At 48.6% G+C, this 22,302-nt stretch carries 15 protein-coding genes and 1 tRNA gene; 11 read left to right on the top strand and 5 right to left on the bottom strand.

Features of this window, described 5'->3' with window-relative positions:
• Nucleotides 1-88: 88 nt before the first annotated feature.
• A complete protein-coding gene (locus AC4IE7_RS08005) occupies nucleotides 89-994 on the bottom strand; it encodes a LysR substrate-binding domain-containing protein (protein ID WP_490776295.1) in 906 nt (301 codons plus the stop codon).
• A gap of 464 nt (nucleotides 995-1,458) precedes the next feature.
• Between AC4IE7_RS08005 and acnB the strand changes: the two genes are divergently transcribed.
• Complete coding sequence (gene acnB / locus AC4IE7_RS08000; protein ID WP_490776294.1) at nucleotides 1,459-4,041, top strand: bifunctional aconitate hydratase 2/2-methylisocitrate dehydratase; 2,583 nt, start codon at nucleotides 1,459-1,461, stop codon at nucleotides 4,039-4,041.
• A gap of 578 nt (nucleotides 4,042-4,619) precedes the next feature.
• Here the strand turns inward: acnB and AC4IE7_RS07995 are convergent.
• A complete protein-coding gene (locus tag AC4IE7_RS07995; protein WP_490776293.1) occupies nucleotides 4,620-6,296 on the bottom strand; it encodes a hypothetical protein in 1,677 nt (558 codons plus the stop codon).
• Between the two features lie 1,116 nt (nucleotides 6,297-7,412).
• On the opposite strand from AC4IE7_RS07995, the gene AC4IE7_RS07990 reads away from it, so the two are divergent.
• A complete protein-coding gene (locus tag AC4IE7_RS07990) occupies nucleotides 7,413-8,672 on the top strand; it encodes a hypothetical protein (RefSeq protein WP_490776292.1) in 1,260 nt (419 codons plus the stop codon).
• 57 nt (nucleotides 8,673-8,729) lie between these two features.
• A complete protein-coding gene (locus AC4IE7_RS07985; RefSeq protein ID WP_490776291.1) occupies nucleotides 8,730-10,283 on the top strand; it encodes a hypothetical protein in 1,554 nt (517 codons plus the stop codon).
• Nucleotides 10,284-10,791: 508 nt separating this feature from the next.
• On the opposite strand, the gene AC4IE7_RS07980 is transcribed toward AC4IE7_RS07985, so the two are convergent.
• Both AC4IE7_RS07980 and AC4IE7_RS07975 read right to left on the bottom strand, forming a co-directional pair.
• Nucleotides 10,792-11,847, bottom strand: a complete 1,056-nt coding sequence (locus AC4IE7_RS07980; protein ID WP_490776290.1) for a calcium-binding protein — start codon at nucleotides 11,845-11,847, stop codon at nucleotides 10,792-10,794.
• 390 nt (nucleotides 11,848-12,237) lie between these two features.
• Nucleotides 12,238-12,324: transfer RNA gene (locus AC4IE7_RS07975), tRNA-Leu, on the bottom strand.
• Between the two features lie 294 nt (nucleotides 12,325-12,618).
• Here AC4IE7_RS07975 and AC4IE7_RS07970 point away from each other — a divergent pair.
• The 5 genes from AC4IE7_RS07970 to ndk all read left to right on the top strand — a co-directional run bounded on the left by AC4IE7_RS07970 (nucleotide 12,619) and on the right by ndk (nucleotide 18,051).
• Entirely contained in the window at nucleotides 12,619-13,455 is an 837-nt protein-coding gene (locus AC4IE7_RS07970) for a M23 family metallopeptidase (RefSeq protein ID WP_490776289.1), read from the top strand.
• Nucleotides 13,456-13,563: 108 nt separating this feature from the next.
• On the top strand, nucleotides 13,564-14,883 hold the full coding sequence (locus AC4IE7_RS07965) for a TolC family outer membrane protein (protein ID WP_490776288.1): 1,320 nt from the start codon (nucleotides 13,564-13,566) through the stop codon (nucleotides 14,881-14,883).
• Nucleotides 14,884-14,905: 22 nt separating this feature from the next.
• Nucleotides 14,906-16,003, top strand: a complete 1,098-nt coding sequence (aroC, locus tag AC4IE7_RS07960; RefSeq protein ID WP_490776287.1) for a chorismate synthase — start codon at nucleotides 14,906-14,908, stop codon at nucleotides 16,001-16,003.
• A gap of 321 nt (nucleotides 16,004-16,324) precedes the next feature.
• The gene (locus AC4IE7_RS07955; RefSeq protein WP_490776286.1) at nucleotides 16,325-17,473 is read left to right on the top strand and encodes an MFS transporter; all 1,149 of its coding nucleotides are present in this window, start codon (nucleotides 16,325-16,327) and stop codon (nucleotides 17,471-17,473) included.
• 149 nt (nucleotides 17,474-17,622) lie between these two features.
• Nucleotides 17,623-18,051, top strand: a complete 429-nt coding sequence (gene ndk, locus AC4IE7_RS07950; protein WP_490776285.1) for a nucleoside-diphosphate kinase — start codon at nucleotides 17,623-17,625, stop codon at nucleotides 18,049-18,051.
• Here ndk and AC4IE7_RS07945 read toward each other — a convergent pair.
• Nucleotides 18,048-18,935, bottom strand: a complete 888-nt coding sequence (locus AC4IE7_RS07945) for a LysR family transcriptional regulator (RefSeq protein ID WP_490776284.1) — start codon at nucleotides 18,933-18,935, stop codon at nucleotides 18,048-18,050. The two genes, ndk and AC4IE7_RS07945, sit on opposite strands and share 4 nt — an antisense overlap.
• A 121-nt stretch (nucleotides 18,936-19,056) precedes the next feature.
• Between AC4IE7_RS07945 and leuC the strand changes: the two genes are divergently transcribed.
• The 3 genes from leuC to leuB all read left to right on the top strand — a co-directional run bounded on the left by leuC (nucleotide 19,057) and on the right by leuB (nucleotide 22,263).
• Complete coding sequence (gene leuC / locus AC4IE7_RS07940; RefSeq protein ID WP_490776283.1) at nucleotides 19,057-20,460, top strand: 3-isopropylmalate dehydratase large subunit; 1,404 nt, start codon at nucleotides 19,057-19,059, stop codon at nucleotides 20,458-20,460.
• Nucleotides 20,461-20,536: 76 nt separating this feature from the next.
• The gene (gene leuD / locus AC4IE7_RS07935; protein ID WP_490776282.1) at nucleotides 20,537-21,175 is read left to right on the top strand and encodes a 3-isopropylmalate dehydratase small subunit; all 639 of its coding nucleotides are present in this window, start codon (nucleotides 20,537-20,539) and stop codon (nucleotides 21,173-21,175) included.
• A gap of 11 nt (nucleotides 21,176-21,186) precedes the next feature.
• On the top strand, nucleotides 21,187-22,263 hold the full coding sequence (gene leuB / locus AC4IE7_RS07930; protein ID WP_490776281.1) for a 3-isopropylmalate dehydrogenase: 1,077 nt from the start codon (nucleotides 21,187-21,189) through the stop codon (nucleotides 22,261-22,263).
• Nucleotides 22,264-22,302 lie beyond the last annotated feature (39 nt).

Genomic DNA, 22,302 nt, shown 5'->3' with positions numbered 1-22,302 from the left:
ATCTACAGGATGGATATTGTTCAATACTATTTGATAGGGCTTCATGCTGTTTCCCATATCATTGGCTCTGTCGAGCGCACAATACGCTCTACAGGCTATGTTCCAGCTTGGACTGGCTACTGGTCACAACTTCCCTCAACAAGCTGGAGAAGGCGTGTGCAGCAGGGGAAAGCGAAGTGCCTCGTCGGGCAATGACTGCCAGTTCTCGCTCGATCTTCAGGTCTTTAACCGCAATCTCTGCCACATCCTCCAAACTGTCCACGCCAAGTTGACTGACAAAGGCTAGATTGCCCGTGGTTGCCACCATGCGCAGAATGGCTGGGATCGATCGTAGCTCCATAACAACATTCATAGCCACACCGGCATCACGCAGGGTGGCATCAATGATCTGCCGAACCGCTGTATCTGCCTCAAAACCAACAAACGAAGTATCAGCCAGGTCCTTCGCGGTTATACGACCTTTGCGCACCAGGGGGTGACGTCGTGGACCCACCAGGACAATACGGTCAGTCAATAGCGGCCAGACAGTAAGATCTCTGTTCTTAACCGGCATGGTGACCAGTCCCAACTCCAAGCGACCGTTCAATACATCTTCTGCGACCTCATTACTGCCAGCCTCTTTCAGTTGAAACTTAACCGCAGGGTGTGGGCGCTGAAATGCTGCAATTGCCTTGGGCAGAAGGAAGGAGACTGCCGTGGCGCCGCCACCGATGCGTACCGTGCCACCTTCAAGTCCCTGATGAGCCCGCACCTGCTCACGCATATGGTCATAGCGGTCGATCAGGATGCGTGCCTCACTCTCAACCAGGCGACCAATTTCAGTCAACTGAGCGCCTTTGCGACTGCGTGACAACAGTTCTGCACCTAAGTGCTCTTCCAGCTGCTGAAGTCGACGGGAGAGGGCGGGTTGAGTGAGGCCGATATGGTCGGCAGCTTCGGTGATTGAGCCGGTGTCTGCCACTGCAATCAATGAGCGTAGGAGTTGTAGATCCATAATGGTTAGAGATATTAACATGCAAAAAAATTATATAATACATGCGAACAATCAATTATACGTATGTTAAATGGTCTGTTATCTTGCCTGACATATTTCGTACTACCTCAAATAAGCTCAGTACTAGTGTGGTGCGTCATACTAATTGATGATTCTAGAAGCCAGCTCAGGCCAGGAGAGAAGGCGCAATGCGCAGGGAATGGCACGCCCTTTTCAAGCATTGCAACGCACTATCCTGGCCTGAGCTGGCTTCCCTTCGGGCGAGACGCTAAGTGGTCATCCGCGTTGCACCCCAAGGGCACTTCCTTTGGGGCGTTGCGAGCCTTGGATAGGGCCTGCCATTCCCTGCGGCACGCGCCTAGCGGCTGACCACTTAGCGTCTCGCTAGAATCGTCGATTAGTATGACGCACCACACTAGAGTGAGTCGAGTTACTCGCTTATCATCGAACACAGGAGAGTCAGCATGCTCGAAACTTATCGTCACCACGTCGAAGAACGCGCTAAACAGGGTATTCCCCCACTGCCGCTGGATGCTCAGCAGGTCACCGATCTGGTGGAACTGCTCAAAAATCCACCAGCCGGTGAGGAGGAGACCTTACTCGACCTTCTGACCAATCGAGTACCCCCTGGTGTAGATGATGCTGCCTACGTAAAGGCAGGTTTCCTCGCCGCAGTAGCTAATGGCGAGGCTGATAGTCCATTGGTAGATAAGACCAAGGCAGTAGAACTGCTTGGCACCATGTTGGGTGGCTACAACATTCAACCCCTGATCGGTTTGATGGATGATAGTGAGTTGGGTGAGCTGGCTGCGGAACAGTTGAAGTTTACCCTGCTGATGTTTGATGCCTTCCATGATGTAAAGGAGAAGGCGGATGCAGGTAGCGCCACAGCAAAAGCGGTAATGCAATCCTGGGCAGATGCCGAATGGTTCAAACGTAAGCCCGCTGTAGCTGAAGAGATCAAGCTGACTGTTTTCAAAGTTACCGGCGAGACCAATACCGATGACCTCTCTCCAGCCCAGGATGCCTGGTCGCGACCTGATATTCCGTTGCATGCTCTGGCAATGCTTAAAAATGAGCGTGAAGGCATCCATGATGCTATTCCCCAGATCAACGAGCTGAAAGAGAAGGGCCATATGGTGGCCTATGTGGGTGATGTTGTAGGTACTGGCTCCTCACGTAAATCGGCGACCAACTCAGTTCTCTGGACCACCGGCGTTGATATCCCATTCGTACCTAACAAGCGACAGGGTGGCGTAGTACTGGGTGGTAAGATTGCCCCCATCTTCTTTAATACAGTGGAGGACTCTGGCGCACTCCCGATTGAGTGTCCGGTGGAACAGCTCAACATGGGTGACGTCATCGTACTCAAGCCCTATGAAGGTAAAATTGAGACAGAGTCAGGCGAACTGCTTTCAGAGTTCAGCCTCAAGACCGACGTCATACTGGACGAGGTGAAGGCTGGTGGACGTATTCCTCTGATTATCGGTCGCTCACTCACCGAGCGAGCGCGCGAGGCTCTGGGATTGGGCCCGACCGATATATTCCGCCGTCCTAAAGACCCGGAGAACTCCAGTAAAGGATTTACCCTTGCACAAAAGATTGTCGGCAAAGCCTGTGGTGTCGACGGTATCCGTCCTGGTACCTATTGCGAACCCCGCATGAGCACCGTAGGTTCACAGGACACCACCGGCCCCATGACCCGTGACGAGCTGAAAGAGCTGGCTTGCCTCGGTTTCAGTGCCGATCTGGTAATGCAGTCTTTCTGCCACACCGCAGCCTACCCCAAGCCAGTGGACATCAATACTCAACACACCCTACCTGATTTTATCCAGAACCGTGGCGGTGTCTCTCTACGTCCTGGTGACGGCATTATCCACTCCTGGCTTAACCGTATGTTGCTCCCAGACCAGGTGGGTACCGGCGGTGATTCCCACACCAGATTTCCACTGGGTATCTCTTTCCCGGCCGGTTCCGGTCTGGTCGCCTTTGGTGCCGCTTTGGGTGTGATTCCCCTCGATATGCCAGAGTCTGTACAGGTGAAATTTACCGGTGAGATGCAGCCAGGCATCACCTTGCGCGACCTGGTCAATGCCATCCCCTATGCCGCAATCCAGCGGGGTCTGCTGACAGTGGAGAAGCAGGGTAAGAAAAATGTCTATAACGGTCGTATTCTTGAGATTCAGGGGTTGCCTGAGCTGACAGTAGAACAGGCCTTCGAGCTCTCTGACGCTTCGGCTGAGCGTTCAGCCGGCGGCTGTACCATAGAACTCTCTGAAGAGTCTGTGGCTGAATATCTACGTTCAAACATCACTATGCTGCGCTGGATGATGGACAACGGATATGGTGACGCTCGCACTTTGGAACGACGCGCCCGTGCTATGGAAGCGTGGCTGGAGAATCCAACCCTGATGCGTGCTGACGCAGATGCTGAGTATGCTGAGGTCATCGAAATCGATATGTCTCAGATCAAAGAGCCATTGCTTGCCTGTCCGAATGATCCGGACGATGTGAAAACCCTCTCAGATGTCCAGGGCACTAAGATCGACGAGGTCTTCATCGGTTCCTGTATGACCAACATCGGCCACTTCAGGGCAACCGCCAAACTGCTTGAGGCCTCCGGAGAGAGCATTCCAACCCGTCTATGGCTGGCACCCCCCACCAAGATGGACGAAGCTCAACTGATGGAGGAGGGTATCTATAATGTCTACGCCGGGGCTGGTGCACGGACAGAGATGCCAGGCTGTTCACTCTGCATGGGTAACCAGGCAAGAATCGCAGCAGGCTCAACCGCAGTCTCCACCTCAACCAGAAACTTCCCGAACCGTCTTGGTAGTGGTGCAGATGTCTATCTCTCATCTGCCGAACTGGCAGCAGTTGCCGCGATCATGGGTAAGTTGCCAACAATGGAAGAGTACATGGCCTACGCCAGTAAGATCGATTCCATGGCGCCTGAAATCTATAAGTATCTCAGTTTCGATACGATGAGCGATTATGTGGAGTCGGCAAAAAGAGGTCAGGAGATAGCGGTTAAGCTGGCTGTTTGAGCGTAGTCTGTACCGGCACTCTTAGTTCAAGTTTGCCGGTATAAGATAGGCCTGCATTAACTCTATAACCACGGAAAACACTGAACACACGGAAAATAAAGAATAACTTATTCCGTGTGTTTCAGTGCTATCCGTGGTTGATTAGGGTTTTTATTGTCCATGTTTATTGTTTTAACCACAGAAAGCGTGGAATACATGGAAATTAAAGAATAACTTATTCCGTGTGTTTCAGTGTTATCCGTGTTTGATTATGATTTTTATTGTCCATGTTTATTGTTTTAACCACGGAAAACACTGAACACACGGAAAATAAAGAATAACTTATTTCGTGTGTTTCAGTGCTATCCGTGTTTGATTATGATTTTTATTGTCCATGTTTATTGTTTTAACCACGGAAAACACTGAATACACGGAAAATAAAGAAGAAATTATTCCGTGTGTTTCAGTGCTATCCGTGGTTGATTATGATTTTTATTGTCCATGTTTATTGTTTTAACCACGGAAAGCACTGAATACACGGAAAATAAAGAAGAAATTATTCCGTGTGTTTCAGTGTTTTCCGTGGTTCATAAAAAAACTCATTTCCGATTTAGATCGCCATTTTCAAACCAGATGGAACTATAGTTATCCCCGGTAGTAAAAGTGGCAAGATGTTTGACTCGTCCATTGTCGTATCTCAAGGTCAGGTTGTAACCATCGAATTCGTAGCTCCCCATTCGATGACTTGCAGATCCTTTGTTTTTTCTACTACTACCCCCTCCCACGTTCGAACCGATAACAGATGTCGCCGAACCTTCATCATTTGAGATGCTGGTAACCATTGGGCCTCCACCACCTGTTATCTCTCCACCGCCCTGCATCATGCTACTACGGTACTTTTTGAAGCGACCCTGCTTGTCCAGGGTGACGCCCCAAAACGAGGTGCTGGAAAAGTCGAGGCTCGTTGAAGATGAGGTACTTCCCCATGTGCCATCCAGTTTCGTACCCTTGGGAACAGGCTTTGCCACCATTTGAGTACCCCTGGGGAGTTTGAACTGATTCCTGTCAGCAGGCCAGGCAAAACGATACTTTTTACCATCATATTTCCACCAGCCCCAGCGGTCAGGCTCACGACTGCGGGACTGGCCAACATCCAGACTGTTGGGGGCAACAGGAATGCCGTCCATCACCCGTCCATCCTTTGTCAGTAGATAGGCCTCGTGGCGCTGTTGCATAGCGCCATAGCCATAATAGAGATCGAAGGTGTAGATAATGGCTTCTATATCATCTTGTGAAAGGCCATCACCAGGATTGGTAACATATTTGTATCGCTTGGCTTCTGCCTCAGCCGCATTTTCAGCTTCCTCCCGGGCGCTGGGTGAGAGTCGATCTGGCGGGTTTACCCAGGTCAGGCGATATTTGTCATCGTCACTGCGGGCGTAGATTGTCTCTTTTCCTGTACTTCTATGTACGCCATAAACACAGAAATCACTTTTCGGGTAGATAGTACTGTTATAAAAATCGCCGCGAATGTTTAACCTGCCTGTCAGCTGCGAGTAGACGTAGTGACCTTTTTTTTGCTTGCGTTTTTTCTTTTGATAGGCATCAAGAAATTCATATTCTCCGTTTTCATAGAGCATGATCTCATAGCGTGCCTTACTCTTGCCGTTCTTTGTCCTTGAGCCAATATAACGGCCAGGTTTTATTGGGCCACCTGCCTTGATGCTTTTGACCTTCGGCGGGGGGGATTCCATGTCAATGCCTCGCTCTTCTTTTATGGCCGCTGCTTTTTCGAGCTCTACGAGGTTACCCAGAATCTCTGTGGCCTGGTCCAGATAGGCATTATTTTTCTCATTCTGGGTAAGCAGCATGATTCCCAAGCGGACAAATTGACGATCGGCGCTAAACACATGTGCCATCACTAAACCTGTAGTGCCGTCTGGATTGGTGAATGTGCGATGTCCGTGAGCAAAATTGGCAGTATCACGAACCACATGCTCCTCACTCTTCCAGCTGCCTTTGGGTGCTCTGCTGGAGTAGAGTTTGTTACGAAGCCAACCATCCACGCCTTTATTGTTAAGTGGAACAGCTGGGTAGAACTTTATGAGTATATCGATTTCTGAATTTGATTGAGTCGGCCTGAAAATAACGGTTTTTTTCTCTGCATCAACGTTATAGCTCCAACCGGTAGGCGTCTCAGTAGCGAAGCTGAGGCAGGGATGCCAAATGGAAGTTAATACTATCAATAGCAAAGAGAGAGAGTTCGAATATCTCATATTTATCACTGTTTAGAATGGTTGGGTTATAACTGAATCATCACCATCTTCACTGGATTGAGAGAGGGCAATACTATTTTCATAGCCAGTGCATTGTTGCCAGTCAGAAGCAATTGAGTACGAGATATGAAATATATGCAGAATGATCTGTCTACACAGAAATGAAAGGTTTGAGCGATTCAGTGAGGGGAAAAGTAAAAAGTAGGGTGTGATCTCAAAAGAGATCTCTATTTTACTACACCAATGCATGACATCACTCCATGATATCCGGTGGTTTAAGGTGATTTGCCTCAAAGACTGCCAGATAAACAATTTTGTTGCAAGACGAGATAGATAATCTCAATAAAGAGTGTTATTTACATCGTAGTTATGGAAGGTTACCGAAAAGAGGAGGGTAAGAATTGTTGTTTATTTAGGCTTTGATAAAACAGCTGTGCTGGTTTAGAGTTAAGGGTGCCTCTATTAATTGCTTATGCCCTCTGTGTGACCTGAAGCCTGTAGCTGCAAGGCGAGAGCCGAAGCAAAATGGTTGCTCCATTCTCAAGCATCGCAACGCAGCAGATGCATGCTTCAGGCCGTACGCTACGGGTCGTAAATCCAGAGGGTACAAGCAATTAATCGAGGTGCTCTTAAATACAAATTATTTATGTCAATCACTAAGCTTCGGCGTGTATAAGGATGTAATGAATGGAAAGGATTCTGTTGGTACTGCATTTCCTGCAGTGTCCGCCCCTTTGGAAGCTGATTTGGGTGTTGAATTTGGGGCTCTTGCTATCGTTTACCTGCTCTTCAACAGAGTTGCCTGCGGGGTGGCAGCAGCGCTCCGATAATAAGAAGCATGCACAGATCTTCCAGCCGATCGACTCTGTTACCAAAATACTGATTAAACACTACCCAAAAGAACCACTGCATGGGCGTGGAATCGATAACTGGTTAAGTAACAAATTATCCAATAACAAAGCTCCCCAGGGAGAATGGCAAGACCAGGCAGAAATTGTCAGAGATAGCGCAAATTATGCACATGGTGCAAGATCGTTTCTGAGAAAGGATGGTAGTCTGGGTCTGCTGGATGCTGTAGCAGTAACTGTTGATCGAGAACATGCAAGGCTTGCGATCATGATTCGTGATATGAAGAGCGGTGATAATGATCTGCTACAGCAAGGTTACCAAATTCTGACCCGTATTTTTCAAATAGAAAAAGCTGATGCTGTAAACGAAGGCCGCAAAAAAGATATAGAAACCAGACCACCGAAAATTGAAGGCATGAAGATAGGTGGCGCGATCAAGCCAGGACGCTATGTCGGCTCTAAAACCAGGAATAATGAGGTGATATGGCATGTTGAAGTCATATTATATGAAAGTGGTGAATATGAATTTATAAGAGGATACAACAAATCAGGCAGATACCTTTACTCGCAGGCACTGGGTAGGCTCAATATGGTTGATGATTTTTACAACAGTTCATACAAGCCTAATAGAAACTTCTGCGTCTATGGTGTTCATAAACTGAGTAGCAAGCCTATGATCTATGCACGTGAAGATAGCAATCTCTATCGTCTCAGATGGGAAAAACCGGTTGACCGTCTCTCTCCCAGACAGAGAAAACACCTTCATGAGATGGAGAAAGTAGGCACCTATGGCTATAAATATTTGGCAGAGAAGGGTGAAGGCATTAGTAATGATCAGATTGAAACAATTTTATACACCTATGAAGATACCTACCAAATTGGTGGCATGGAAACAGATGAATCGATCTATCTTCTAATGAAAGATGGGCGGGTCAGGGATGGTTTGCCCATTGCACCCTCTAGGATGGACGTGGCGAAATCGCGCAGTCGAGAGCCTAATAGATGGGGCTGGTGGAAGTATGAAGATAATCGTTACAGTTTTTCGTGGAATATAGAACGCAGGAACTACAAAGTGCCTAAAGGTAAACAGATTAAAACTGTGCCTATACCAAAGGGTACCCGCTTAACAGGTGATTGGGGTGCTTCATCCTCTTTTGTAAGTATGGATTTCTCTGATATTTCATTTTGGGGAGTTATGTTAAACAGTGATGGACGCTTCAAAAGATACCGTAGAAATACAAAGCAGGCAGGCGGATCTGTTGGATCGCCATTTGGGTTTGGAGACTTGGTCACAGCATATAACTCAGATGAGTATTCTGCTGTAAATGTAATCGGTGAGAGAGTGGGTGGTGGTTCAAGTACAAGAAGAAAACCCAATAGTAATCGCATCGGTAGTTATGAATTTGATGGATACACGTTGACACTTAAATATGATAGCGGTGTTGTGAAATATCTGCCTACATTTGGTACCTCTGATGAGTTCAGAGGTATTTGGTTTGAAGGTGGTTATTTATATAAAACTGATTGATTGACAGAGGTCGATCAGTGTTGATCAGAGCATATAATCTATTCAGGGAAAGCATTTATGAAAAGGATGATGGTACTTCTGTTAGTGTTTCTGGCTAATTCGATCAGCATGGCAAGTGAGATTCCTGTAGGTTGGAATCGAACCGTCGACAATAAAAAAAACACGATAGTCTTCAAGCCGAAAGATCAAAATATCGATATCATGGTGAAATACTATCCCACCGAGTTACTAGAGGGGCGTAGTGTAGACGCCTGGGTACGCAACAAACTCTTTAACAGTAAGGCTCCCAGAGGAGAGTGGGTAGGAGAAGGAAAAAAAGTTAACAGAAGAAGTTACAATCGAGCATTTGGCTTTCGTGAATTCCGCAAGGCAGATGGTGATAGAGGTATGTTAGGTGTGATAGGTTTCAGTGCGGATTTGCTATATGTGCGACCAGCTATGGTTTTATATGCGAGTAATGTAGATAAAATATACTACGATCAGGCTTTTGAAATATTTCGGAATATAGATGATATTGAGATCGAAAATGCCAAGGCGGAGTGGCGAGGTCTCGATCTTGAAACAGGGACACCAAAGGTTAGGGGTATAAAAAAAGGAGGGCCCATCAAACCAGGTCGATATGTAGGAAAAGAGACGGTTCGTGGTGACGCGCGTTCAACATATAGCATCATGCTTTATGATAATGGTGAGTATGAGTTTCTCAATACCAAGAAGGAGCACATAGGTCACTACGTCTACTCCGAACGTTTTGCAAAACTGTATATCAAAGACCCCTGTTACAACAGTATACAAACTTATAAAAGTTACTGTGTCTATGGTGTCAATGAAAAAACAGGAAAGCCGGTTATTTATGCTTACGATGATCCCTCCGAGTATCGATTGAGCTGGATTGATCCTGTAGATCGGTTATCACCAAGTCAAAGAAAAAAAATTAAAAGTAAAAAAAAGAGGGGGTACCCTTATGTCACAAATCCAGGTGAAGGCCTCCCTGTTGCTCAGATTGAAACCATTCTCTATGTTTATGAAGAGTCTGCAGAGCCGGGAAATCGTCCACTAAATGAAGAGATCTACCTGCTCACAAAAGATGGGCGTGTAATGGATAACCTACCTGTCGCCCCAAATATACTGGACGTGTCGAAATCACGAAACCGGGAACCGGACAGATGGGGTTGGTGGAAGTTCGATGGTCAACGCTATAGTTTTGCCTGGAATGTTGATAAATCACATTATGTTGTGCCCAAAGGCAAACAGAAAAAAACAGAACCGATTCCATTCGGTACCCATTTACAAGGGGTGTGGCTTGCATCATCCACACACAGCGGTTCCGACTTTTCCAGTACTGAATTCAGGGGTGAACGCCTTACCAAGGCAGGGCGATTTGTAAACATCAATAGAAAAGAGGTGAAAGTAAATGGTAAGAAAATTAATAAAGATGATGGGAGAGGAAGTCTGCAACCCGATGATGATCAAAAGGGATTATATGAATTTGACGGTTATAGTTTAACTATAAGATATGATAATGGTGATGAGTGGCGCATTCCCACCTTTACCCTCGACGGTAGATTAAAATATATTTGGTTTCGTGGTGTACTATTAGATCAACAATCATAGGTATACGATGGGCATGACTGCAATATTTGCTGAGTGTCATGATACTCATGTTCTGGATAGTAGATTACCTTTGAATAAGTTTTTTGCTGTAGTAGTGTGACATACTTTAGGTGCATAAGATATTTAAGTATGCTCAGCCTTGCTGAGAGGATATGACTTCTTTTTTACGTGTGCAGAGTGCTGAAGTTTCACAATGTGTCAACCTCAAAATACAATCATCCATGCATCTGCTGCGTTGTTATCCTTAAGAATGGAACAACCATTCTGCTTCGTCTCACACCTGGCAGCTACACGCTTCAGGTCACGCAGAGGGTATAAGCAAAGAGTGAAGTGCCCATAATATATACATCAGTGCATTTCAAAAAACTGCATTCACTGACTAGTCAACTGTAGACCGATTCAGCGTTACGGATCTTCGCAATAGCTAGGTTATTGCGAAGATCCAAAACCATGAATTGACCCATATTGATCAACAACCTGTTCCGCTCAAACTTAACTCAGAGGTCACTTATAGGATAGTATCGTTCGGGTACCTTATCAGTTCGATAGGGCTGATTGTAATTAAACCATCATTTCCGTGGTTCACTCTATCCCTACCGCGGCCGCCATCCAGGTTGTCACAGCCTGGGCCACCTACCAGATAATCCCGGCCCTTATTACCGGAGATGTTATCGTTTCCGTAACCACCACGAAGGTGATCATTTCCCTTGCCACCGGAGATGTTGTCATCTCCAAAGCCGCCATCAACATAGTCATGACCCCTGCCAGCGTGGATATTATCATCACCCTGCATACCATAGATGCGGTCATTGCCTTTGCCACCGTAGATATTGTCATTACCATAGCTACCGAAGATGGTGTCATGACCTCTATCCCCATGGATAGTGTCGTTACCACAGCCGCCATGGATCATGTCGTTACCTTTACCGCCACGGATATTGTCATCACCCCGGCCACCATAGATACGGTCATTGCCTTTGCCGCCGATAATATTGTCGTTGCCGCAGCGACCGAAGATGGTGTCATTGCCTTTATCGCCACGGATGGTGTCATTACCGCAGCCGCCATCGATCATGTCACTACCCTTTCCGCCACGGATATTGTCATCACCGCGACCGCCATAGATTTTATCGTTTCCTTTACCGCCTCTGATTGTGTCATTGCCCGCACCGCCGTAGATGGTATCGTTGCCTTTGCCGCCGATCAGAGTGTCGTTGCCGCAACCACCATAGATTGTGTCGTTACCCTTGCCGCCATCTATAGTGATATTGTTCTTGGGGCCATACAGCTGATGACCTGTCATAGTAATGGTGTCATTGCCTCTACCACCTTTGATCACTAGATTTCGAGCCTCATCAGAGGAGAAATGGTGGCACTCATTATCATTGACTGTCACATCGACAGAGCCATCGATGTTGGTATGAACGTTGATTTTATCATTGCCGTTTCTAGCGTCTAGAACGACCTTTCCTGTGTTACCAAAACACCCCCTGTTACCTCGATCTACTGTGGTTGAGTTAGAGAGTTCTGACATTCTTGCACGGATTGATGAGAATATTCCCATTACTGTTCTCCCTGTTAGCTAGGTTCCAGAATGAATCGTTGAAAAGTTCTTTAAATCTATTAAACAGCTGAAATCAGTTCTGGAAAAGATGGGAATCACCCTAGCTAGGGTTAGCCCGGATAGGATATTCATTCGAATTTATATTTGTTGAATACAAATCTCATGAATTCAGAATTTTGGTGGGCGATAAGGATTACTATTCTGATGACAGGCCTGAGTGAATTAGATAAATCAAATTCTTACTCTACTGGCAAGCCATTGTGATCAAACAGTTTCGCTGACAGCAATAATTGCCTGGTAAGCGTATGCCAGAGAAAATGGAATAGACATAAAAAAACCCTGAAAACAGGGTCTCTATCACTTCAGGTAGTCTGTGATGGTCTTGGAATATGGTGCCGAGGAGAGGACTTGAACCTCCACGGGGTTGCCCCCACTAGCACCTGAAGCTAGCGTGTCTACCAATTTCACCACCTCGGCAGATGTGGTCTTCCGGCACCAGGCCGGTTGGAGACCGCGAACTCTACAACCAGTTTCCGCATCTGTCAATATTTGGTTAGCCTTGAATTTGTTGTAGTCTCATTGTTCCTCTTTGCCGAGTAATATGAAGATCTGTTCTGGTCTTGGATATGGGAGACAATGGTTGATCCGGAACTGCCTTTCTCTACCTATTGCCCTTTGACCTGAGGCCTAATATAGGTCTCTGAATTTTGCAATCAATATGAGAAACTACGCTTGATTACGTTCCTTGAATCTAAATGGACCTTATTTTTTATGATGATGTCACGCTACCTCAATATTGGTCTGACCTTGAAGCTGTTGCTTCTGTCTATGCTGATGACTGCGCAATCCGCAATGGGCCTCTCTCTGGACGGTAACTATATTCAGGGGGGCATGTTGATTGGCCAGGTAGTGCCTGGAGCGAGTGTCGAGTTCAATGGGAAACCGCTGAAGGTCTCTAAAAATGGTGAATTTTTGCTCGGTTTTGACCGGGATGCACCGTTAGAGCATAAGTTGGTGGTGCGTCGGGACGGTCAACCTCAACAGTCAAGGCTTTTCACTATCGAGAAACGTGAGTATCAGATTCAGAATATCACCGGACTGCCTCCCAGCAAGGTGACACCACCAAAACGTAACTGGGACAGGATCAAAAAGGAAGTTGCTCAGGTCAAGCAGGCGCGTAAGCTGAATGAGGATCGTGATGATTATCGCAGCGGTTTTATCTGGCCGTCGAAGGGGAGGATTTCCGGGGTATACGGTAGTCAGAGGGTTCTCAACGGTAAACCTAAAAGACCCCACTATGGTGTGGATGTCGCAGCTCCAGTGGGCACCTTGGTAGTCTCACCTGCTGATGGTGTGGTGACGATGACTCATTCTGATATGTTCTACTCAGGAGGAACTTTGATTATCGACCACGGCCTCCATCTTTCGTCCTCATTTTTACATCTCAGCAAAATCCTGGTAGAGGATGGGCAAGTGGTGAAGCAGGGGGATCCTATTGCGGAGATTGGTGCCACAGGGCGTGTAACCGGCCCCCATTTGGACTGGCGTATGAACTTGGGTGCTGCTCGGATCGACCCCCAGCTGCTGGTACCATCAATGCCTGAGTAGGATCTGAATTCAATGGGGTAGGGTAGGAGCCACTCTATGGCATATCTATGATAAAGTGCCCCTCAATCTGAAATTGTATTCTCTTCTCTCTAATTTAATGGAAAAATAATGAGACCGATGAAGCAACTGGCGACACTTTTTCTGATCTGTTGGATCCCTTCAATTCAGGCTGATGACTTGATGTCAGTCTATCGTCTTGCACTGGATAACGATCCTCAACTGCAAGCCGCAAAAGAGCAGCTGAACTCTGCCCGTGAGTCAAAGAGTTTAGCTCGTTCCCAGCTGTTACCCACTGTGGGGCTGGGTGGGACCTATGATGCGGTCCGTAGTGATGTCAAAACACTGCAAGGTACTTCTGTCGACGAGACAAGCAACTATCGAGAGAGTGGGTTGGGGCTGAATTTGACCCAACCTATCTACCGTCGTGACCGTTTGGTGCAGCTGGAACAGGCTGACAGTACAATAGCTCAGGCTGAAGCGGAATATGCTGCAGCTGAGATCGAATTGATGGTACGCAGCACCACCGCCTATTTTGATATCCTCTCCGCTGAGGATGATGTGAGAGTGGCCAATGCTGAACGTGAAGCCACAGGCCGGCAGCTGGAGCAGGCGCAGCAACGGTTCGATGTGGGATTGATCGCAATCACTGATGTGCATGAGGCCAAAGCGGCTTACGATGCAGCAAGAGCTGCCGAAATTGCTGCTGAAAACAGTCTGGATAATGCCTGGGAGGCACTCTACGAGATCATTGGTCCCCAGCCTAAAAGCGACTTGGGCAAGCTGGGAGATGGGCTGTTGTTGAACCCACCGGTGCCCAATAAACTGCAAGACTGGTCAGATACTGCTCAGCAGCAGAACTACAGTATTATTGCCGCCCGCTCCAACCTTAAAGTGCTTGAGCAGGAGATCGATGTCAGTAAATCGGGTCACTACCCAACCCTGGATCTGGTTGGTGGCTATTCGATAAATCGCAGTGACAGTGATAGGGCAACCGAAGCAGATACTGGCAGAATAGGTCTCTCCCTCGAGGTGCCTCTCTATACCGGTGGTGCAGTGAGTGCCTCCACCCGCCAATCCCAGGCCAACTTTCGCGCCGCCCAGCAGAGCCTGGATCTAACCCGTCGTTCAGTGAACCGACAGGTGAGGGATGCGTTTCGTGGTGTGCTCTCCGCCATCAGTCAGGTTGAAGCGCTTAAAGCGGCAACTGTCTCCGCTCAAAGTGCTTTGGAATCTACCCAGGCTGGATATGAGGTTGGTACCCGTACGATCGTTGATGTATTGAATGTGCAGCGCAATCTCTTCTCATCACAGCGGGACTATCTCAACTCCCGCTATGGCTATATTCTCAATGGTCTGGCTCTCAAATCCGCAGCAGGTACCCTGAGTGAGACGGACCTGGAAAATGTCAATGGTTGGCTGGAAAAGTGATTGATATCAAGGGGTAGATTCTGTGTCTGGTAATACCATTGGCAAACTCTTTACGGTGACCTCATTTGGAGAGTCCCATGGCCCGGCTATTGGTTGTATTGTCGATGGTTGTCCTCCAGGGATGCCTCTTTCCGCTGAGGATCTTCAGCACGATCTTGATCGTCGTAAGCCAGGCACATCACGCCATACTACTCAACGCCGGGAAGCGGATGAGGTGCAGATTCTCTCTGGGGTTTTTGAAGGTAAAACCACAGGTACTCCGATTGGTCTGATCATCAACAATACCGACCAACGCTCAAAAGACTACTCCGATATCATGGATCGCTTCCGTCCGGGACATGCGGACTACACCTACAACCAGAAATATGGTTTCCGTGACTATCGCGGGGGCGGTCGCTCTTCAGCCAGGGAGACGGCAATGCGGGTGGCTGCCGGAGGTATTGCCAAAAAGTATCTCTTCGAGCGGTATGGTATTCAGGTTCGGGGGTATCTTTCACAGCTCGGCCCGGTTCGTATTGAGCAGTTTGATTGGGACCAGGTCGATAAAAACCCCTTCTTCTCTCCAGACGCGGATAAGGTTTCAGAGATGGAGGCCTACATGGATGCACTGCGCAAAGAGGGTAATTCTGTCGGCGCTCGTATCAATGTTGTGGCCAGCGGTATGATGGCCGGCTTGGGTGAGCCAATCTTTGATCGTCTCGATGCAGACCTGGCCCATGCCCTGATGAGTATCAATGCGGTCAAAGGGGTGGAGATAGGAGATGGTTTTCTCGCTGTCGAGCAGAAAGGTACAGAACATCGGGATGAGATGACCCCGGATGGCTTTCTTACCAACCATGCGGGTGGCGTACTGGGGGGTATCTCCAGCGGCCAGGACCTGCTGGCCTCGATTGCACTCAAACCAACATCCAGTCTTCGTCTGCCTGGTCAGACGGTCAATCGTTCCGGTGAACCTGTGGAAGTGGTGACGCAAGGGCGTCATGATCCCTGTGTCGGTATTCGCGCCACCCCGATTGCTGAAGCGATGATGGCCATTGTTGTCTTGGATCATGTATTGCGTAATCGTGGGCAGAACATGGATGTCCAGTCAGGTCTCGCAGATCTTGGTAGCAACAGCTAACAGCTGCTCGTCACGCTGATATGCGCCATTTATACCTCACTCCACACTAGGGCCTGTTAACACTAATCGAATCGGCCCTGTTGCCCCTGAAAAAGCGCCAATCAAGGCGCGAGGAGAGAGGTTTGGTCACACCAAATGAACCACGAGCAACGCCGAGTGGCGTTTTTTCAGGGGTAACCCGAAGGGCTGAGACTATTTTTCCGCCCAGCGGCGTTATCATTCGCTCATGTAGAATGACTACACTTCGCTTATTCTGCCTTGCTGGACGAAAAAATAGTCTCAGCAGGGCCGATTCGATTAGCGTTAACAGGCCCTAGCAGGATGCCTTACTGGCGCCTTTCCGGATTCTATTTCTTCTACTTTGCGTCCCTGGGTGCACTGCTGCCTTTTTGGGGGCTCTATCTTCTGGATCGAGGTTTTTCACCAGCGCAGATTGGTGAGTTGATGGCGGTCATCATGGTGACCAAGTTGATTGCCCCGAACATATGGGGATGGATTAGCGACCATACCGGTCGGCGTATGCCGATTGTGCGATTGGCCTCTCTACTTTCAGTGATCTGCTTTCTGGGGGTCTTCTTTGTTGAGGGCTATTGGGCGCTTGCGCTGGTCATGATGTTATTCAGTTTCTTCTGGAATGCCTCATTGCCTCAGTTTGAGGCAGTGACCATGAGCTATCTGCGGGAGCGTATTCAAAACTACAGTCGTATCCGTCTCTGGGGTTCGGTTGGATTTATTCTCGCGGTATTGGCGCTGGGATTCCTGTTGGAGCGTTGGGGTGTGGGCGTGGTGCCACAAGTTGTGCTCTTCATCTACATAGGTATCTTCTTTAACAGTCTGCTGGTGCCTGAAAAAGAGGCTGGGCTCTCTCCTTTGGGACAGGGGTCGATACTTGAGGTACTGAAACGCAGGGATATCATCGCATTTTTATTGGTTTGCTTTCTGATGCAGGCAAGCCACAGCGCCTACTACGCCTTCTATTCGATCTATATGGAGGGGATTGGTTACAGCAGTGGTGTGATCGGCCAGTTGTGGGCCTTGGGTGTTGTTGCTGAAGTCCTGGTATTTCTGATTATGCATCGCCTGTTACATCGCTGGGGTGCGCGAACCGTTCTCATTGTCAGTCTGATGATCGCAGTGATTCGTTGGGTACTGGTTGCCTGGGGTTCAGACAATCTTCTGCTGGTGTTATTGGCGCAACTGATGCACGCCGCTACTTTCGGCACTTTCCATGCCGCCGCCATACACATGGTGCATCACTATTTTATTGGTCGTCACCAGGGGCGGGGGCAAGCGCTCTATAGCAGTATCAGTTTTGGTGCCGGAGGGGCGGTGGGCAGTCTTATGAGTGGCTATCTTTGGAGTGGTATCGGGCCTGAGATGGCTTATTGGGCTGCGGCTGTTTATGCCTTGATTGCTGTATTCATTGCCAGCCGATGGATTGATCGCCAGGAAGCACCGCTGGTTAGTTGATGCGGTGGATATTCAATTGGCACCCTTATCGACTTGACACTTCTGAGGGAGATGAGTAACTTTCGCACCTGCTGCGCTGCAACATAGCCGCCAATATTGGCGAAGCATCAGCATTTCTTTACAACTTGATACTCTCCGGAGCTCCCTAAATGGCCATCGAACGCACTTTTTCAATTGTTAAACCTGACGCGGTTGCAAAAAACCTGATCGGTAAAATCTACGCCCGTTTTGAAGACGCCGGTCTGAAGATTGTCGCGTCTCGTATGCTGCATCTCAGCCGTGAACAGGCCGGGGAGTTCTACGCTGTGCATAAGGAGCGACCTTTCTACAATGATCTGATCGATTTCATGACCTCTGGTCCGGTAATGGTGCAGGTTCTGGAAGGGGAAAATGCCATCAGTCGCAATCGGGAGATCATGGGCGCTACCAATCCTCAGGAAGCGGCCCCTGGCACTATTCGTGCGGATTTCGCCGAGACTGTTGATGAAAATGCGGTTCATGGCTCAGATGGACCGGACACTGCTAAAGAGGAGATCGGTTTTTTCTTCCCTGAAGGTGTCTGCGAGCGTACCCGTTAACTGACGCTAGGATCGCTATGGGCCAGCAGTTGTTGGCTCATGGCGTTTGCTGCATTTGATAGCGTCCGCTTACGGTGTGTCACTATGCCTAGAGAGCGGCTCAGTTGCAGTTCCGGGACTTCCAATTTCTGGATCTCTCCTCCGTCAAGAAATATCTCTGGTAGCAGACTCCAGCCCAGGCCGATACTGGTCATCATTTTGAGTGTCTCCAGATAGTCGGTTGCAAGGGTGCAGTTTACTTCGAGTTGCATTTCATTGACCGACTGTTCCAGCAGAGTTCGCGTATAGGTTCCCTTTGTCGGCAACACAGCTGGATAATCGACCAGTTGAGCTGCTGCAATCGATCCCTGCTGGGCCAGCTCGTGATCCGGGCCGATTGCTACACAAAGTGGATCGTGCCATATCTTTCGGGTTTCCAGGGTTTCGATGGGATTAAGGGGGAGGGTGACAACAGCCATTTCCAGTTCTCCATGTTCAACCGCCTGGCAGGCCTTTTCCGATTCCATAAAACGAATGTCCAGTGCTGCTTTTGGGTAGCAGTCTGTAAAGCCTCTTAGTACAGGCGGGAGTCGGTGCAGGCCGATATGGTGGCTGGTGCCCATGATCAGTTGACCCGAGATCTCCCCCGAGAGATTTGAGAGTCCCCGTTGTATGTCAGCCATCTCCTGTAGGATCTGTTCGGCTCTGGGTAGTAGCTGTTGTCCCGCTTCTGTGAGAAAGATCTGACGCCCAACACGATCGAAAAGACGTACTGAAAGCTCGTTCTCAAGAGCGGCCACCCGTTTGCTGACGGCGGGCTGGGTCAAGTAGAGGGTCTCCCCCGCAAGAGAGAATGAGCCCTCCCGGGCAACCTGAACAAAGGCACGAAGTGATGCAAAATCCATATCTATTCCTAATGGGAATGGAAAAAATGAAAAATATGAATTTGTATTATGTAGCACACTCCCCTATGTTTTGACTACCGCCGAATCAGGTTTTTCGGAAGATCAGCAAGAGGAGAGAGAGATGAGTGCAAAGACGCTATACGACAAATTATGGGAGTCCCATCTGGTGCGATCCGATGAGGATGGTACTGCACTGATCTATATCGATCGCCATCTGGTGCATGAAGTCACTTCCCCTCAGGCATTTGAAGGCCTGCGGATTGCGGGTCGAAAGCCCTGGCGTACCGAGGCCAATCTGGCAACGCCGGACCATAATGTTCCTACCACAGAGCGTTCTGGAGGGGTTAAAACCATCGTTGATCCGGTCTCCCGATTACAAGTAGAGACCCTGGATCAGAACTGTCAGGATTTTGCTATTACAGAGTTTAAAATGCTCGATCCAAGACAGGGCATAGTGCATGTGATCAGTCCTGAACAGGGAGCGACACTCCCCGGTATGACTGTGGTATGTGGTGACTCCCATACCTCGACGCATGGTGCAATGGGTGCTCTGGCTTTCGGTATCGGAACTTCTGAGGTTGAACATGTACTGGCCACTCAGTGCCTGATTCAGAAAAAGTCGAAATCGATGCAGGTTCGCGTCGAAGGGGAGGTCAGACCCGGAGTTACCGCGAAAGATATCGTTTTGGCGATTATCGGCAGGATCGGTACCGCTGGTGGGACAGGCTTTGCTATCGAATTTGCCGGGGATGCAATCGAGGCGCTGTCGATCGAAGGCCGCCTGACGCTATGTAACATGGCCATTGAGGCTGGCGCCAGAGCTGGCTTCGTCGCAGTTGACCAAAAGACCATCGACTATGTCAAAGGCAGACCTTATGCGCCGGAAGGCGATGAGTGGGAAAAGGCTGTTGCCAATTGGCAGACACTTCACAGCGATCCGGGTGCTGGCTTCGATCAGGTTATTGAACTTGATGCGGCTGACATCGCCCCTCAAGTGACCTGGGGCACTTCACCTGAAATGGTAGTGGGTGTTGATCAATTCGTACCTGATCCTGCAGATGAATCTGACCGGGTCAAGGCAGAGGGGATGAGTCGGGCTCTGCAATATATGGGGCTGGAGGCTGGAACTCCGATAAAGCAGATCACCGTCGACAAGGTTTTCATCGGTTCTTGTACCAACTCCCGTATCGAGGATCTGCGTGCCGCAGCCGAGGTAGCAAAGGGTAAGCGGATTGCAGGGAACGTCAAGTTGGCACTGGTTGTACCGGGTTCCGGTCTGGTCAAAGCGCAGGCTGAACAAGAGGGGTTGGACCAGATCTTTGTTGAGGCTGGCTTCGAATGGCGTGAACCTGGTTGTTCCATGTGTCTGGCTATGAATGCAGATCGGTTGGAACCTGGAGAGCGCTGTGCTTCAACCTCCAATCGTAATTTTGAAGGAAGACAAGGGCAGGGTGGCCGAACCCATTTGGTCAGTCCTGCAATGGCTGCAGCTGCAGCTGTTAATGGACATTTTGTCGATCTTTGAATGAAGAATTATTGTTAAGTATATTCATTAATTACATGAAAAATATTAAGAATATGCTGAATGAGAGGATAAGTTAATGGATAAATTCGAAATCTTTACCGGCATTGTCTGCCCGCTGGATCGATCCAATGTTGACACTGACGCCATTATTCCGAAACAGTTTCTAAAGTCGATTAAGCGATCTGGGTTCGGTCCCAATCTGTTTGATGAGTGGCGCTATCTGGATCAGGGTGAGCCGGGTATGGATAACAGCAATCGCCCTTTGAACCCTGATTTTGTACTCAATGATTCCCGTTACCAGGGTGCACAGCTATTGCTGGCTCGGGAGAACTTCGGTTGTGGTTCATCCAGGGAGCACGCCCCTTGGGCTTTGGAAGACTATGGGTTCAAGGTTATTATCGCCCCGAGTTATGCTGATATTTTCTTTAATAATTGTTTCAAGAATGGCATATTACCCGTTGTTCTTGATGAGAAAAAAGTTGATGATCTGTTTGCTCAGGCAACCCTTGAACAGGCACTTTCCCTGACTGTGGATCTGCAGGCTCAAGAGCTGCTCAAAGGGGATGGCGAACGGATCGCTTTTGAGGTGGACCCTTTTCGTAAGCATTGTTTGCTCAATGGGCTGGATGATATCGGCCTGACTCTGCAACATGTTGATTTGATCAAGGCCTATGAAGCGCGACGAAAGAGTGAAGCGCCTTGGCTGTTTTCTTGAGGTGAGGATAGATGAGCAAACAAATTTTAATTCTGCCAGGTGATGGTATAGGTCCGGAAATCGTAACTGAAGCGGTCAAGGTTTTAGCCGCCTTACGAGATGGTTACGGACTCGATATCGATATGGATGAGGCACTGATTGGTGGTGCAGCAATCGATGCCACCGGTGGCCCACTACCCGATGCCACTCTGGATCTGGCAAAAGAGGCGGATGCCATTCTGCTCGGTGCAGTTGGCGGACCGAAATGGGAGCAGCTTGATATCTCTATTCGTCCAGAGAAAGGTCTTTTGGGGCTCCGCGCCGAGTTGAATCTATTCGCTAACTTACGCCCGGCAATTCTCTATCCGCAGCTGGCCGAAGCTTCCAGCCTGAAAGCCGATATTGTGGCGGGGCTGGATATCATGATCGTGCGTGAGCTGACCGGAGGTATCTACTTCGGACAACCCAGAGGCATCCGGGAGCTGGAAGGTGGCGAACGTCAGGGATTCAATACGCTGGTATATAAGGAGTCTGAAGTCGAGCGCATCGCACAGGTTGCCTATGACATTGCCAAAAAACGTGACAATCGGGTCTGCTCTGTAGATAAGGCGAATGTTCTTGAATCAACAGAGCTATGGCGTGAAGTAGTGACACGGGTCGGCAGTGAGCATACCGAAGTCTCTCTAAGTCATATGTATGTAGACAATGCTGCCATGCAGCTGGTGAAATGGCCCAAACAGTTCGATGTGATTGTGACCACCAACATGTTTGGCGATATTCTTTCTGATTGTGCGGCGATGTTGACAGGTTCTATCGGTATGTTGCCCTCTGCATCACTGGATGAGCAGAGTAAGGGTATGTATGAGCCTATTCATGGCTCAGCTCCGGATATTGCCGGTAAGGGGGTTTCCAATCCGTTGGCGACGATACTCTCGGTTGCAATGATGTTGCGTTACAGTCTTGATGAGAGCGATATGGCAGATCGCGTGGAGCAGGCTGTAAACAGAGTACTGGATCAAGGATTGCGTACAGCGGATATCTTTGCTGATGGCATGACAGAAGTTAATTGTGAAGCAATGGGCGATGCAGTGGTTGCCGCGCTGGATTGAGTGTGATGGTATTGGCTGATTGCTTCTAAAAGTTTTTCT

The organism is Candidatus Thiodiazotropha sp. AKAK3 (assembly GCF_058244645.1).
Note: the sequence above shows the minus strand (reverse complement) of the source record. Positions and strands in the feature narration are given on the sequence as shown.

Bases quoted from the DNA above. Each gene is read 5' to 3' on its own strand.
- AC4IE7_RS07965 (WP_490776288.1), top strand. From the start codon at position 13,564: ATGAGACCGATGAAGCAACTGGCGACACTTTTTCTGATCTGTTGGATC.
- acnB (WP_490776294.1), top strand. From the start codon at position 1,459: ATGCTCGAAACTTATCGTCACCACGTCGAAGAACGCGCTAAACAGGGT.
- AC4IE7_RS07990 (WP_490776292.1), top strand. From the start codon at position 7,413: ATGATTCGTGATATGAAGAGCGGTGATAATGATCTGCTACAGCAAGGT.
- leuD (WP_490776282.1), top strand. From the start codon at position 20,537: ATGGATAAATTCGAAATCTTTACCGGCATTGTCTGCCCGCTGGATCGA.
- AC4IE7_RS07955 (WP_490776286.1), top strand. From the start codon at position 16,325: ATGCCTTACTGGCGCCTTTCCGGATTCTATTTCTTCTACTTTGCGTCC.
- leuB (WP_490776281.1), top strand. From the start codon at position 21,187: ATGAGCAAACAAATTTTAATTCTGCCAGGTGATGGTATAGGTCCGGAA.
- AC4IE7_RS07995 (WP_490776293.1), bottom strand. From the start codon at position 6,296: ATGAGATATTCGAACTCTCTCTCTTTGCTATTGATAGTATTAACTTCC.
- AC4IE7_RS07980 (WP_490776290.1), bottom strand. From the start codon at position 11,847: ATGGGAATATTCTCATCAATCCGTGCAAGAATGTCAGAACTCTCTAAC.
- AC4IE7_RS07970 (WP_490776289.1), top strand. From the start codon at position 12,619: ATGATGATGTCACGCTACCTCAATATTGGTCTGACCTTGAAGCTGTTG.
- AC4IE7_RS07985 (WP_490776291.1), top strand. From the start codon at position 8,730: ATGAAAAGGATGATGGTACTTCTGTTAGTGTTTCTGGCTAATTCGATC.
- leuC (WP_490776283.1), top strand. From the start codon at position 19,057: ATGAGTGCAAAGACGCTATACGACAAATTATGGGAGTCCCATCTGGTG.
- ndk (WP_490776285.1), top strand. From the start codon at position 17,623: ATGGCCATCGAACGCACTTTTTCAATTGTTAAACCTGACGCGGTTGCA.
- AC4IE7_RS08005 (WP_490776295.1), bottom strand. From the start codon at position 994: ATGGATCTACAACTCCTACGCTCATTGATTGCAGTGGCAGACACCGGC.
- AC4IE7_RS07945 (WP_490776284.1), bottom strand. From the start codon at position 18,935: ATGGATTTTGCATCACTTCGTGCCTTTGTTCAGGTTGCCCGGGAGGGC.